Source organism: Streptomyces sp. CB01249 (genome assembly GCF_001905735.1).
Classification (GTDB): domain Bacteria; phylum Actinomycetota; class Actinomycetes; order Streptomycetales; family Streptomycetaceae; genus Streptomyces.
In genome coordinates, this window is sequence record NZ_LISW01000001.1 from 576033 (window position 1) to 589476 (window position 13444).

Annotated in this window: 11 protein-coding genes; 7 read left to right on the top strand and 4 right to left on the bottom strand. The window is 72.8% G+C overall.

Annotated elements, in window-relative coordinates; genetic code table 11:
- The first annotated feature begins 122 nt into the window (after positions 1-122).
- Positions 123-488 carry an ATP-binding protein gene (locus AMK18_RS02410; protein ID WP_018100583.1) on the top strand — a complete coding sequence of 122 codons (366 nt, stop codon included), beginning with the start codon at positions 123-125 and terminating at the stop codon, positions 486-488.
- A gap of 49 nt (positions 489-537) precedes the next feature.
- On the opposite strand, the gene AMK18_RS02415 is transcribed toward AMK18_RS02410, so the two are convergent.
- Both AMK18_RS02415 and AMK18_RS02420 read right to left on the bottom strand, forming a co-directional pair.
- Positions 538-1620: a DUF2637 domain-containing protein gene (locus tag AMK18_RS02415; protein ID WP_018100582.1), complete on the bottom strand. Its 1083-nt coding sequence runs from the start codon at positions 1618-1620 to the stop codon at positions 538-540.
- A 206-nt stretch (positions 1621-1826) separates the two neighbouring features.
- On the bottom strand, positions 1827-2675 hold the full coding sequence (locus AMK18_RS02420; protein WP_073861456.1) for a (2Fe-2S)-binding protein: 849 nt from the start codon (positions 2673-2675) through the stop codon (positions 1827-1829).
- A 145-nt stretch (positions 2676-2820) separates the two neighbouring features.
- Between AMK18_RS02420 and AMK18_RS02425 the strand changes: the two genes are divergently transcribed.
- Entirely contained in the window at positions 2821-3585 is a 765-nt protein-coding gene (locus AMK18_RS02425; RefSeq protein WP_018100580.1) for a GntR family transcriptional regulator, read from the top strand.
- 45 nt (positions 3586-3630) lie between these two features.
- On the opposite strand, the gene AMK18_RS02430 is transcribed toward AMK18_RS02425, so the two are convergent.
- Together AMK18_RS02430 and AMK18_RS02435 are read right to left on the bottom strand one after the other, a co-directional pair.
- Positions 3631-4416, bottom strand: a complete 786-nt coding sequence (locus tag AMK18_RS02430) for a hypothetical protein (RefSeq protein ID WP_073861457.1) — start codon at positions 4414-4416, stop codon at positions 3631-3633.
- 175 nt (positions 4417-4591) lie between these two features.
- The gene (locus AMK18_RS02435; RefSeq protein WP_018100578.1) at positions 4592-6334 is read right to left on the bottom strand and encodes a PucR family transcriptional regulator ligand-binding domain-containing protein; all 1743 of its coding nucleotides are present in this window, start codon (positions 6332-6334) and stop codon (positions 4592-4594) included.
- A 257-nt stretch (positions 6335-6591) separates the two neighbouring features.
- On the opposite strand from AMK18_RS02435, the gene AMK18_RS02440 reads away from it, so the two are divergent.
- From AMK18_RS02440 to AMK18_RS02460, 5 genes are all read left to right on the top strand, one after another.
- Positions 6592-7482, top strand: coding sequence for an FAD binding domain-containing protein (locus tag AMK18_RS02440; RefSeq protein WP_073861458.1), 891 nt, complete (start codon positions 6592-6594; stop codon positions 7480-7482).
- Between the two features lie 2 nt (positions 7483-7484).
- Entirely contained in the window at positions 7485-8081 is a 597-nt protein-coding gene (locus tag AMK18_RS02445; protein WP_018100576.1) for a (2Fe-2S)-binding protein, read from the top strand.
- Positions 8082-8084: 3 nt separating this feature from the next.
- On the top strand, positions 8085-10469 hold the full coding sequence (locus tag AMK18_RS02450; protein ID WP_018100575.1) for a xanthine dehydrogenase family protein molybdopterin-binding subunit: 2385 nt from the start codon (positions 8085-8087) through the stop codon (positions 10467-10469).
- 270 nt (positions 10470-10739) lie between these two features.
- Positions 10740-12197, top strand: coding sequence for an NCS2 family permease (locus AMK18_RS02455; protein WP_020207247.1), 1458 nt, complete (start codon positions 10740-10742; stop codon positions 12195-12197).
- Between the two features lie 34 nt (positions 12198-12231).
- Complete coding sequence (locus tag AMK18_RS02460) at positions 12232-13383, top strand: XdhC family protein (RefSeq protein ID WP_073861459.1); 1152 nt, start codon at positions 12232-12234, stop codon at positions 13381-13383.
- Positions 13384-13444 lie beyond the last annotated feature (61 nt).

The window sequence follows — 13444 nt, forward strand, 5'->3', positions numbered from 1 at the left end:
GCAAGCGTGACAGCCGGTAGGCGGGGCATGCATTGCGTGAGCACCTTCGAGACAGGGGGCGAATGGCCGTGTGGGCGGGGGAAACGATGGAGCGTCACGAAGAGACCCGGATGCATCGCAGGGTGGACCGGGCCGACCTGGCAGCCGTGGGGGAAGTCCGGGGCGCGGTGCGGGAGTTACTGCGCTACCGCTGGAAGGAAGAACCTGCGCAGGTCGCCGAGCTGCTGCTCAGTGAGCTGGTGACCAACGCCCTGGTGCACACGGACGACGGCGCGGTCGTCGCCGTGAGCGTCGCACCCCGCCGCCTGCGCGTGGAGGTGCGGGACTTCGTCCCCGGAATGGACCCCGAGTCGCACGTACCGCCCGCCGACGACGGTACGCACGGCCGGGGGCTGATCCTGGTGGAGAGCCTGGCCGACTCCTGGGGGATCAGCCCCCGCTCGCTGGGCAAGGTGGTGTGGTTCGAGCTGGACGGCGAACGGCCCTGACGGTCCTTCCGGACCGGCAGGGCCGTTTCCTCGCATCCGCTGTTCCGCGTCAGCCGAACTGCTGCTCCAGGTCCTTGAGTTTCTGCTCCAGCGAATCGAGCCGGGGCAGAGCCTGGGTGTCGTCGTCGGCGACGGGATCGACCGCGGCCGACTCGCTCGCGCCCAGTTCAGGGACGCTCGCCGAGTTCGAGTGGTTCACGGCTTGCAGGGATGGCCGGGGTCGCAGGGGCAGCTGACCCGGCTCGGATATGGCGGGCTCCGCGACGGACTGCGCGGAGCCCGTCGCCGGGGCCAGGGCGGCCACCTCGACCGGGGAGCCACCCCGTCCGAGCCGTCCCCAGGCCCGGTTCTGCCGGTTCAGGGCCTTGATGTGCGCCCGGTCCAGCTTCTCCTGGTCCTTTCTGCGGAGACGGTTCTGCTCCTTCTCCCTGCGGTCCTCGCGTACCTCGTCCACCGCCTCGTCCAGCGTGCGTACGCCTTCGAGGAGCATCAGCGACCAGGCGCCGAAGGTCTCCCGGGGCGCGCGCAGCCACCGCACGATCCGGATCTGCGGCAGCGGGCGGGGCACGAGGCCCTGCTCGCGCAGCGCGGCACGGCGGGTCTGCTTCAGCGCGCGGTCGAACAGCACGGCGGCCGAGAGCGACATGCCCGCGAAGAAGTGCGGGGCACCCGCGTGGTTGATACCGCGCGGCGCGTGCACCCAGTTGAACCAGGCGGCGGCACCGGCGAAGGTCCACACCAGGAGGCGCGAGCCGAGCGCCGCGTCCCCGTGGCTGGCCTCCCGTACGGCCAGGACCGAGCAGAACATCGCCGCCCCGTCCAGGCCGAAGGGCACCAGGTACTCCCAGCCGTCGGAAAGGCCGAGGTTCTGCTCGCCGAAGCCGACGAGTCCGTGGAAGGAGAGTGCGGCGGCGACCGCCGCGCAGCAGAACAGCAGCACGTACGAAGCGGTGGCGTACAGCGCTTCCTTGCGTCTGCGCCGCTCCTCGCTGCGTTCCCAGCTGTCGTCGGCCGAGGCTGCTGTGTCAGAGGCGCGCCTTCCGCGCGCGACCACCGCCACCGCCGCCATGACCCCCACGAGCAGCACGGCGCCCGGAAGCAGCCAGTCAAGCGATATGTCGGTCAGTCTCATGCGCGGTCCCTTGCGTCACGTAGGGCGTTTCGGGCGCCATCGTGGCGGAAATCCCGTCACGGCCAGGCGGTTTCGGGGCAAGAGAACGCCAAAGGGGTGCAGGAGGCCGCCGATATGGACGTTCTGGTCGAACGCCCTTCAGCGGTTTGCGCATGATGTTCGAATACCTGCCACCCGTCCGGGCGGAGTGAATCCGGCGGAGTGGATCAGGGCGCGGGCGTCAGTTTGCGGACGCGTTCCTCGTCGCAGGTACGCGGGCACGTGACGCAGGTGTCCTCGGGGCGCAGCGTGTAGAACAGGCAGCAGCTCGCCCGGTCCCGGGTCGGCAGCGACTCCCCGTTCGGCCCGGTCAGCTCGCGGAAGCCCGCGGTGCCGACGTACGGCTTGGTGGTGCCCGGGAGCAGCGCCTCCAGCTCCGTCATGGCGCGCCGCTCCTCGCCCAGCAGATGGGCGACGTACCAGAGGCCCTCGACGATCTCGTCGGTCGCCATCCCCCACAGGGCCCGCTTGCCGCGCCGCATCCGCGGCCGGAAGCCGTCGAGCACCGGGCTCAGGTGTTCGGCCACCGCGTCCAGCACCTCGGCCCGCAGCGCCGCCTCGTCGGTCACCACCCGGGCCCCCGGCAGCCCGGCCGCCGGATCGTCGGGCAGGCAGGCGAACTCCCGCACCCGCAGCGTCAGATGGCCCAGCGCCCGCTGGAACGAGACGTCCTCGACCGGGACGCGGGGCACCCGGCGGTGCAGGAACCACGGCACCGTCACCAGCAGACAGGCCGGCCACGCGTACCGGTGCAGCCCGAAGCTGGCGATCACATCGGGGCGGCCCTCCTGGCCGTAGTCCCGCCGCACCTGCTCGGCGTCGAAGGCGAGGAACGTGTCCAGCGCCTCACCGCCGGCCGCCAGCTCGTGCGCGCCCACCCAGCCGGGGCCGCCGGGGGCGGTCTCGCCCTCGGCGAGGATCTCGGCGCGCACCCCGGGGAAGACCTCGGTCAGGCGCGCGTAGGCGTCGGCCACGGGCGAGGCCGTCACTGCGGGGAGCAGGGCGGGCATGGTCATACGGGGACCACCGATTCACGATCGTCAGCAGGTAAGCCTTACCTTACCCTGCCGGATCGATGTTTGAACTGGGGGCCCTTGCGCCTATCGTGCACTCAGGGCGCCCGACGCGCGAGCGCGCCCGTGACCGGCCGAGGAGGTGCCCGTGGAGCAGGGCGGAGCGCGCGAGGAGGTGCGTCCTCCGTACGCCGGAGGCGCGGCCGTGCCCGCCTCGGCCATCCGGGTGCCCGAGCAGGCCCGCGGCGAGCACACCCACGGGGAGCACCCGCACGAGGCCCCCCGCGCCCAGGTGCGACGGCACTCCGTGCGCGGCCAGATCCTGGAGGCCCTGCGCACCGCCCTGGTCGACGGCGAGCTGGTCCCCGGCCAGGTCTACTCGGCGCCCGTGCTCGGCGCCCGCTTCGGCGTCTCCGCGACCCCGGTCCGCGAGGCGATGCAGCGGCTGGCCACCGAGGGGGCCGTGGAGGTGGTGCCCAACCGGGGCTTCCGGGTCGCCGAGCGCGGACCGCGCGAGCTGGCGGAGCTGGCCGAGGTCCGCGCCCTGATCGAGGTCCCCGTCATGCTGCGGCTCGCCCGCACCGTCCCGCCCGCCCGCTGGTGCGCGCTGCGCCCGCTGGCCGACGCCACCGTGGCCGCGGCTGCCGTCGGCGACCGGGCGAGCTACGCGGACGCGGACCGGGCCTTCCACAGCGCGGTGCTCGCCCTTTCCGGGAACCACAGCCTGGTCGCCGTCGCCGACGACCTGCACCGCCGCTCCCAGTGGCCCCTGGTCGACAACCCGGTCACCCGCCGCGCCGACCTGCTGGCCGACGCCTCCGAGCACACCGCGCTGCTCGACGCCCTGATCGCCCAGGACGTGGCGGTCGTCCAGTCGCTGGTACGCGAACACTTCGCGGGCGCCGACGGCTGACCCCGTAAGCCCTGATGCGTACGGGGACGGGCCGGGCGCCCGCGCTCAGTTCGCCTCGATCGTCTCTGGCGGGGGCTGGTCCAGGTGCGGGCCCAGCCAGGTCGGGACGCCGCCCAGCAGCCGGAAGAGGCGGGCCGCCTCGGCGCGCAGCCGGGTCGCCGCCTCCGGCTCCGGCTCGGCGTCGGCCAGCGCGATGAGCGCCGGGGCCGTACCGACCAGGTAGCCCAGCTCCTCCCTTATCCGCAGGGACTCCGCGAAGCCGTGCCGGGCCTCCGCGAGCTCGCCCTCGCGCAGGGCGATCAGGGCGAGGTGGCGCCAGGTCGAGGAGAGCAGCAGCGCGTCGCCCTGCGCGGTGGCGCCCGCGTGGGCCCTGCGGTAGGCGGCCCGGGCGGCCTGCGGGGAGTCCGCGATGTTCTGCGCGATCAGGCCGCGCCGGAAGTCGAGGAGCGGGCGGCCCTGGGCGGCGGGCGAGAGCAGGGCCGCGGCCCTGCTCAGCGCCACCCGGGCCTCGTCGGCCCGGTCCCGCACCCCGAGCAGGGTCGAGGCGTACGCGAGGTGGCCGCGCTCGCAGGCCGCCGCGCCGCGCTCCTCGTCGTCGTGGGCCATGGCCTCAGCGGTGCGCAGGGCGTCCTCGGCGTCCGTCCAGCCCTGCCCGGTGTACAGGCAGCGCTCGGTCAGCAGGGCCGTCCGCTGGAGGGCCGCGGCCGGGTCGGTGGCGGCGTCGTGTTCCAGCAGGGCCGCGGCGTCCGTCCAGCAGCCGCGCGAGCGCAGCCGCCATACCGCGGTCTGGAGCGGAGGATCGTCATCTGCTGTCGTTCCGGAACCAGACATGGCGGTATGCGCCACATTGCCCTCCCCGAGCGCGCCGTCGAGCTGTTGAGTATGGGCCGCATCACAGCACGGAATGGCACGCCGGGCCAAGAGGTCGAGGCAATGTCAGGTGAAACTTTTCACAATCGGCGACGCGGGGCCGGACGCCCCCGGGGCCCTTGTCCGGCCCGGGATTTCAGCTCATCCGCAGGGCGAGGAAGAAATCGAGCTTGTCCTCCAGGCGCGCCAGATCACGCCCCGTCAACTGCTCGATTCGCCCGACCCGGTAGCGCAGCGTGTTGACGTGCAGGTGCAGCCGGGCCGCGCAGCGGGTCCACGAACCGTCGCAGTCCAGGAAGGCTTCCAGGGTCGGGATGAGCTCCGCGCGGTGGCGCCGGTCGTACTCGCGCAGCGGGTCCAGCAGCCGCGCGGTGAACGCCCGCCGCACGTCGTCCGGGACGAACGGCAGCAGCAGCACGTGCGAGGCCAGCTCGTGGTGCCCGGCCGCGCAGACCCGGCCCGGCCGGGCCGCCGCCACCCGGCGCGCGTGCCGGGCCTCCTCCAGGGCGCCGCGCAGCCCCTCCGCCGAGTGCACGGAGGCGCTGACACCGAGTGTCAGGCGGCCGTCGTCGCCGAGACCCGCGGAGAGCGGGGCGCGCACGGCGGCGAGCAGCGCGTCGGCGTGCAGGGCGGGGCCTTCGCCGGGTCCTTCGGCGCCGGGGTCCTCGTCGGACGCGGTGTCGGAGCCGGTGTCGGACGCCTCGCCGTCCGGCCGGTCCGGGGCGGCGGGCAGCGGCACCAGGGCGATGGCCTCGTCACCCGTGTGGGCGACGGCGATCCGGTCCGCCGAGTCGGGGCCCGTCACCGCCGGGTCGACCAGGATCTCCTCAAGCAGCGCCTGGGCGACCGGGCCGCCCCGGACCTCGGACGCGCCGTCCTCGTCCCACTCGACCCGGGCCACCACGACCTGCCAGTGCGGCGCGGTGCCGAGGCCCGGGAGCAGGACCGGCGTTGCCACGCGCAGCCGGGCGGCGATCTCGGCGGGCGCGGCACCCGCCTGGACCAGCTCCAGGACCTCCTGGGCGAGCCGGCGGCGCACCGTGCGGGCCGCGTCGCGCCGGTCGCGCTCGACGGCGATCAGCTGGGTGACGCCCTGGAGCAGGTCGAGCCGCGCGGCCGGCCAGTCGCCCGCGTCGGCCTCCACGGCGAGCAGCCAGTCGGAGAGCACCGACTCCCGCACGTCGCGGGCGGGCGGCACCGCGCCACCCCGGCCGTTGTTCCGGATCGGGAAGAGCGAATACGTCGTACCGCCGAGGGCCGCCCGGTGCGGGGCGCGGCGGCCGGAGCGGACGGCGGCCAGATGCAGCCCGGCCAGCTCGGCCCCGGCTGCGGCGGGCAGCGGGGCGCCCGCGCCCGCGATCTGCCGCCCGGTGGGGGAGAGCACCCAGGCGTGGAGGTCCAGGTCGGAGCCCAGGAGATCGAGGACCACCTCGGGGCCGCCGCCGGTCGGGCCCGAGGTCATCAGCCTGCGGTGGCGGTCCACCACGGCCGCCAGGTCGCCGGCCCGCTCGCCGGACACCTGGCGCACCACGTACTCGGTGATCGTTGCGAACGCGACCGTCTCGTGGACCGCGAACAGGGGCAGCCGGTGGTGGCGGCACGCCTCCACGAGATCGTCCGGGATGTCGCCGAGCTCCGCCTCGCCCGCCGCGAGACCGGCCACCCCGGCGCCCGCCAGGATGCGCACGAACGGCTCCGAGTCCGCGGCGTCCCGGCGCCAGGCCAGACCGGTCAGGACCAGCTCGCCGCCGGTGAGATAGCGGCTCGGGTCGCGCAGGTCGGTCGTCATCACCCCGCGGACCGACCGGTCCAGCTCCTCGTCGCCGCCGAGCAGCCGCAGGCCCAGCGCGTCGTTCTCCAGCAGTGCGCGCAGCCGCATCTGGTCGCCGCCGATCTCTTTCGTTGGTACGGGTGAAGTCTGGGTGTTGCGGTGAGGCTGTTGAGCCCCGCCATTCGTTCGAATCTACAAGACATGAGCGGAGACCAGCCAACTGCTTCATGGGTTCGGTGACTGCACCAGGTGGAGCAGGGCTTGTGTACTGGGCCACACACCGCGTGAACAAGACATGAACAAGTTCGAGGGCCGGCCGTCACCCAGCCCAGCGTGAAGACCCGATTGAGAAGAAGAGAGCCACCATGGACTTCCTTCGCCCCGCAAGCTGGGAGGAGGCGCTCGCCGCCAAGGCCGAGCACCCGACGGCTGTGCCCATCGCCGGGGGCACCGATGTGATGGTCGAGATCAACTTCGACCACCGGCGCCCCGAATACCTCCTGGACCTCAACCGCATCGGTGAGCTCACCGAGTGGGAGGTGGGCCAGGAGAACGTACGGCTCGGTGCCTCGGTCCCGTACAGCCAGATCATGGAGCACATGCGGGCCGAGCTGCCCGGTCTCGCGCTCGCCTCGCACACCGTCGCCTCCCCGCAGATCCGCAACCGCGGCGGCGTCGGCGGCAACCTCGGCACCGCCTCCCCGGCCGGTGACGCCCACCCCGCCCTCCTCGCGGCGGGCGCCGAGGTGGAGGCCGAGTCCGTACGCGGCACCCGGATGATCCCCATCGACGCCTTCTACACCGGCGTCAAGCGCAACGCCCTCGAACCGGACGAGCTGATCCGGGCCGTGCACATCAAGAAGGCCGACGGGCCGCAGCAGTACTCCAAGGTCGGCACCCGCAACGCGATGGTCATCGCCGTCTGCGCCTTCGGCCTCGCCCTGCACCCCGAGACCCGCACGGTTCGCACCGGCATCGGATCGGCCGCCCCGACACCCGTACGGGCGAAGGAGGCCGAAGCATTCCTGAACGCCGCCCTCGAGGAGGGTGGGTTCTGGGACAGCCGCACCATCATCACGCCGTCCGTCGCCCAGCAGTTCGCCACCCTCGCCGCAGGCGCCTGCAACCCGATCGACGACGTGCGCGGCACCGCGAGCTACCGCCGTCACGCCGTCGGGATCATGGCCCGCCGCACCCTCGGCTGGGCCTGGGAGTCATACCGCGGCAACGGCCGCAGCACCGAAGGAGCCGCCTGATCATGCGTGTCAATTTCACGGTCAACGGCCGCCGCCACGAGGCCGACGACGTCTGGGAGGGCGAGTCCCTCCTCTACGTCCTGCGCGAGCGCATGGGCCTGCCCGGCTCCAAGAACGCCTGCGAGCAGGGCGAGTGCGGCTCCTGCACGGTCCGCCTCGACGGCGTCCCCGTCTGCTCCTGCCTGGTCGCCGCCGGCCAGGTCGAGGGCCGCGACGTCGTCACCGTAGAAGGCCTGGCCGACTTCGCCGCCCACCGCGCCGAGGCCCACCCCGGCACCGGCTGCGCCTCCGGCGCCTGCGGCACCTCGCTGGACCGGGCCAAGCGCTGGAAGGCCGAGCCCGCCGCGGGCGACGAGACCCGCGACACCGGCGAGCTCTCCCCGATCCAGCAGGCGTTCATCGACGCCGGAGCCGTACAGTGCGGCTTCTGCACCCCCGGCCTCCTGGTCGCGGCCGACGAGCTCCTGGAGCGCACCCCGCAGCCGTCCGACGCGGACATCCGCGAGGCGCTCTCCGGCAACCTCTGCCGCTGCACCGGCTACGAGAAGATCCTCGACGCGGTCCGCCTCGCGGCCGCCCGTGCGGAAGAGGCGGTCTGAGCCATGGGCGTCACCGGTTCCCCCACCAACATCAACCAGGGCAGCCGCACCAAGGGCGGCATCGGCGAGTCCACGCTGCGCCCCGACGGCATCCTGAAGGTCACCGGCGAGTTCGCGTACTCCTCGGACATGTGGCACGAGGACATGCTCTGGGGCCACACCCTGCGCTCCACCGTCGCGCACGCCGAGATCGTCTCCATCGACGTCTCCGAGGCGCTGGCCACCTCCGGCGTCTACGCGGTCCTCACCTACGACGACCTGCCCGCCGCGATGAAGAACTACGGCCTGGAGATCCAGGACACCCCCGTCCTCGCCCACGGCCGGGTCCGCCACCACGGCGAGCCCGTCGCGCTCGTCGCCGCCGACCACCCGGAGACGGCCCGCCGCGCCGCCGCGAAGATCCGGATCGACTACCGCGAGCTGCCCGTCGTCACCGACGAGGCGTCCGCGACCGCGCCCGGCGCCCCCCTCATCCACGAGGGCCGCGACGACCACCACATCGGCCATGTGCCGCACCCCAACATCGTCCACCGCCAGCCCATCGTCCGCGGCGACGCGGCCGCGGCCGAGGCCCGGGCCGACGTCATCGTCAAGGGCGACTACTACTTCGGCATGCAGGACCAGGCGTTCCTGGGCCCCGAGTCCGGCCTCGCCGTACCCGCCGAGGACGGCGGTGTCGACCTGTACGTGGCGACCCAGTGGCTCCACTCCGACCTGCGTCAGATCGCGCCCGTCCTCGGCCTGCCCGAGGACAAGGTCCGCATGACGCTCTCCGGCGTCGGCGGCGCCTTCGGCGGACGCGAGGACCTGTCGATGCAGATCCACGCCTGCCTGCTCGCGCTGCGCACCGGCAAGCCCGTGAAGATCGTCTACAACCGTTTCGAGTCCTTCTTCGGGCACGTCCACCGTCACCCGGCCCGCCTCCACTACGAGCACGGCGCCACCCGCGACGGCAAGCTCACGCACATGAAGTGCCGCATCGTCCTCGACGGCGGCGCCTACGCCTCCGCGTCCCCTGCCGTCGTCGGCAACGCCTCCTCGCTGGCCGTCGGCCCGTACGTCATCGAGGACGTCGACATCGAGGCCATCGCGCTCTACACCAACAACCCCCCGTGCGGCGCGATGCGCGGCTTCGGCGCCGTCCAGGCCTGCTTCGCCTACGAGGCGCAGATGGACAAGCTGGCCGCCCAGCTGGACATGGACCCGGTCGAGTTCCGGCAGCTCAACGCCATGGAGCAGGGCACCCTGCTGCCGACCGGACAGGTGGTCGACTCGCCCGCCCCGGTCGCAGAGCTGCTGCGCCGCGTCAAGGCCATGCCGCTGCCGCCCGAGCGCCAGTGGGAGAGCGCCGGCGAGCACGCCGACGTCCGCGCCCTGCCCGGCGGCCTGTCCAACACCACCCACGGCGAGGGCGTCGTACGCGGCATCGGCTACGCGGTCGGCCTGAAGAACGTCGGCTTCTCCGAGGGCTTCGACGACTACTCCACCGCCCGGGTCCGCATGGAGGTCATCGGCGGCGAGCCCGTCGCGACCGTCCACACCGCCATGGCCGAGGTCGGGCAGGGCGGCGTCACGGTGCACGCCCAGATCGCCCGTACCGAACTCGGCGTCGCCCAGGTCACCATCCACCCCGCCGACACGCAGGTGGGCTCCGCCGGATCGACCTCCGCGTCCCGTCAGACGTACGTCACCGGCGGCGCGGTCAAGAACTCCTGCGAGGCCGTCCGCGAACAGCTCCTGGAGCTCGGCCGCCGCAAGCTCGGCACCTACCACCCCGCCTGGGCGACCGCCGAACTCCTCCTGGAGGGCGGCAAGGTCGTCACCGACGGCGGCGAGGTGCTGGCCGACATCGCGGACGTCCTGGAGGACGAGGCGATCGACATCGAGCTGGAGTGGCGCCACCGGCCCACCGAGCCCTTCGACCTGCGCACCGGACAGGGCAACGGCCACGTCCAGTACTCCTTCGCCGCGCACCGCGCGGTGGTCGAGGTCGACACCGAGCTCGGCCTGGTCAAGGTCATCGAACTGGCCTGCGCCCAGGACGTCGGCAAGGCGCTCAACCCGCTGTCGGTCGTCGGCCAGATCCAGGGCGGCACCATCCAGGGGATGGGCATCGCCGTCATGGAGGAGATCATCGTCGACCCGGTGACCGCGAAGGTGCGCAACCCCTCCTTCACGGACTACCTCCTCCCCACCATCCTCGACACGCCGACCATCCCGGTCGACGTGCTCGAACTCGCCGACGACCACGCCCCGTACGGGCTGCGCGGCATCGGCGAGGCCCCGACCCTGTCGTCCACCCCGGCCGTCCTCGCGGCGATCCGGAACGCGACGGGTCTGGAGCTCGACCGGACGCCGGTCCGGCCGGAACACCTCACCGGCGTCTGACCGGGGCTCCGCCCCCACCGCTCTCCGGGCGGTGCGTGCCACCGGCGAACGTCACACTTCCCGGCCCGCACCGCCCGGAGGCCCAGGGTCCCGCCCCGCTCGCGGCCCCGAACCCCCCGCACCGGAACAGCACCACCCGTTCCGTTCCCTCCTGCATGAACAGTTCGTCTCGGGCCGTCCCCCGGGTCGTGCCGCCAGCGCAGTCATCCCAAATCCCGCATCTTGATTCTTCATCGCGGGTGCCCCTGTGAACCTTGGGAGTCAGGCATCATGACCCAGCAGTCAGTGCAGCCGAAGACCGGTGCGGAGGACGCGGGCCCCGGCTCGCGCGTTCCCGCCGGCAGATCGTGGCTCGACCGGTACTTCCACATATCCGACCGCGGTTCGACCGTGGCCCGGGAAGTGCGCGGCGGTGTCACGACCTTCATGGCCATGGCGTACATCCTTCTGCTCAACCCGCTGATCCTCGGCGGCAAGGACGTCGACGGCAATCTGCTCAGCCAGCCCGCCCTGATCACCGCCACCGCGCTCGCGGCGGCCGTGACCACCCTGCTCATGGGCTTCGTCGGCAAGGTCCCGCTCGCGCTCGCCGCGGGCCTCAGCGTCTCCGGCGTCCTGTCCTCGCAGGTCGCCCCCGAAATGACCTGGCCGCAGGCCATGGGCATGTGTGTGATGTACGGCGTGGTGATCTGCCTCCTGGTGGTCACCGGTCTGCGTGAGCTGATCATGAACGCGATCCCGCTCCCGCTGAAGCACGGCATCACCATGGGCATCGGCCTGTTCATCGCCCTGATCGGGCTCTACAAGGCCGGATTCGTCGGCAAGGGCACCGCGACCCCGGTGACCCTCGGCCCGGCCGGTGAACTCGCCGGCTGGCCGGTCCTCGTCTTCGCGGTCACCCTGCTGCTGATCTTCATGCTCCAGGCCCGCAACATCCCCGGCGCGATCCTCATCGGCATCGTCGTCGGCACCGTGGTCGCCTTCGTGATCAACAAGGTCGCGGACGTCGACCCCAAGATCTGGAGCAGCGGTCCGCCGGAACTCAAGGGCTCCGCGGTCTCCTCGCCGGACTTCTCGCTCTTCGGCGACGTCGACTTCGGCGGCTGGGGCGACGTCGGCGCGATGACCGTCGGCTTCATCGTCTTCACCCTGGTGCTCGCCGGCTTCTTCGACGCCATGGCCACCATCATCGGTGTCGGCACGGAGGCCGGGCTCGCCGACGACAAGGGCCGCATGCCGGGCCTGTCGAAGGCGCTGTTCATCGACGGCGCCGGCGGGGCCATCGGCGGTGTCGCCGGCGGTTCCGGGCAGACGGTCTTCGTCGAGTCCGCGACCGGCGTCGGCGAGGGGGCCAGGACCGGTCTGGCCTCCGTCGTCACCGGCCTCTTCTTCGCCGCCTGCCTCTTCTTCACCCCGCTCACCGCGATCGTGCCCGCCGAGGTGGCCTCCGCCGCTCTCGTCGTCATCGGCGCGATGATGATGCAGAACGCCCGGCACGTGGACTGGAGCGACCGCTCCGTGGCCATCCCGGTGTTCCTGACGGTGGTCCTGATGCCGTTCACGTACACCATCACCACCGGTGTGGCGGCGGGCGTCATCTCGTACGTCGCCATCAAGGCCGCCCAGGGCCGGGCCCGCGAAGTCGGCGCGTTCATGTGGGGCCTGACGGTGATCTTCGTCGTCTACTTCGCCCTGCACCCGATCGAGAGCTGGCTCGGCGTCAGCTGATCCGCCGCCCCACTCACCCGCCAAGGAGACCGAGATGCTGGACATCGCCGAAGAGCTCGACCGCTGGGCCGGGCAGGGACGCGATTTCGCCGTGGCCACCGTCGTCGCCGTCGGCGGCAGCGCGCCCCGCCAGCCGGGGGCCGCGCTGGCCGTCGACCGCGACGGCACGGCGATCGGCTCGGTCTCCGGCGGGTGCGTGGAGGGGGCGGTGTACGAGCTGTGCCAGGAGGCGCTGGAGGATGGCCTGACCCGCCTCGAACGCTTCGGCTACAGCGACGAGGACGCCTTCGCGGTCGGCCTGACCTGCGGCGGCGTCATCGACATCCTGGTGACCCCGGTCCGGGCGGATGACCCCGCCCGCCCGGTGTACGCCGCCGCGCTCGCCGCCGCCGTACGGGGGGAGGCGGCGGCAGTCGCCCGGATCACCGACGGGCCCGCCGAACTCCTCGGCCGACCGCTCCTGGTGCACCCCGACGGCCGTTACGAGGGCGGGCTCGGCGGACACCCCGAACTGGACCGCACCGCGGTGGCCGAGACCCGCGCCCTGCTGGACCAGGGCCGCACCGGCACCCTCACCATCGGCGCCGACGGCTCGCGCTGCGGGCAGCCCCTCACGCTGCTCGTGGAGTCCAGCGTGCCGCCGCCCCGGATGATCGTGTTCGGGGCCATCGACTTCGCCTCGGCCCTCGTCCGGGCCGGCAAGTTCCTCGGCTACCACGTCACGGTGTGCGACGCGCGGCCCGTCTTCGCGACGAAGGCCCGCTTCCCGGACGCCGACGAGCTGGTCGTGGACTGGCCGCACCGCTATCTGGCCCAAACCGCGGTGGACGCGCGCACGGTCCTGTGCGTCCTCACGCACGACGCCAAGTTCGACGTGCCCCTGCTGGAGGCGGCGCTCAAGCTGCCCGTCGCGTACGTCGGCGCGATGGGCTCCCGCCGCACCCACCTCCAGCGCAACGAACGGCTGCGCGAGGCCGGGGTCACCGAGCTGGAACTGGCCCGCCTGCACTCGCCGATCGGGCTCGACCTCGGAGCCCGTACGCCCGAGGAGACGGCCCTGTCGATCGCCGCCGAGATCGTCGCCGCCCGGCGCGGCGGCAGCGGCGCCCCGCTGACCGGCGCGCACACCCCGATCCACCACCCGGGCGGGCTGCCCCCGGCGGGGCGCATCGGCTCGGTGGCCTGAACTCGCCCTCGTAGCACCGCGTCCGCGACCGGCGGTTAGCCGCCACGGCACATTCGCGCCA

What these genes read in the sequence shown, in the direction of transcription:
- AMK18_RS02415 (WP_018100582.1), bottom strand. Translation starts at nt 1,620, where the DNA reads ATGAGACTGACCGACATATCGCTTGACTGGCTGCTTCCGGGCGCCGTG.
- AMK18_RS02420 (WP_073861456.1), bottom strand. Translation starts at nt 2,675, where the DNA reads ATGACCATGCCCGCCCTGCTCCCCGCAGTGACGGCCTCGCCCGTGGCC.
- AMK18_RS02430 (WP_073861457.1), bottom strand. Translation starts at nt 4,416, where the DNA reads ATGTCTGGTTCCGGAACGACAGCAGATGACGATCCTCCGCTCCAGACC.
- AMK18_RS02435 (WP_018100578.1), bottom strand. Translation starts at nt 6,334, where the DNA reads ATGCGGCTGCGCGCACTGCTGGAGAACGACGCGCTGGGCCTGCGGCTG.
- AMK18_RS02440 (WP_073861458.1), top strand. Translation starts at nt 6,592, where the DNA reads ATGGACTTCCTTCGCCCCGCAAGCTGGGAGGAGGCGCTCGCCGCCAAG.
- AMK18_RS02445 (WP_018100576.1), top strand. Translation starts at nt 7,485, where the DNA reads ATGCGTGTCAATTTCACGGTCAACGGCCGCCGCCACGAGGCCGACGAC.
- AMK18_RS02450 (WP_018100575.1), top strand. Translation starts at nt 8,085, where the DNA reads ATGGGCGTCACCGGTTCCCCCACCAACATCAACCAGGGCAGCCGCACC.
- AMK18_RS02455 (WP_020207247.1), top strand. Translation starts at nt 10,740, where the DNA reads ATGACCCAGCAGTCAGTGCAGCCGAAGACCGGTGCGGAGGACGCGGGC.
- AMK18_RS02460 (WP_073861459.1), top strand. Translation starts at nt 12,232, where the DNA reads ATGCTGGACATCGCCGAAGAGCTCGACCGCTGGGCCGGGCAGGGACGC.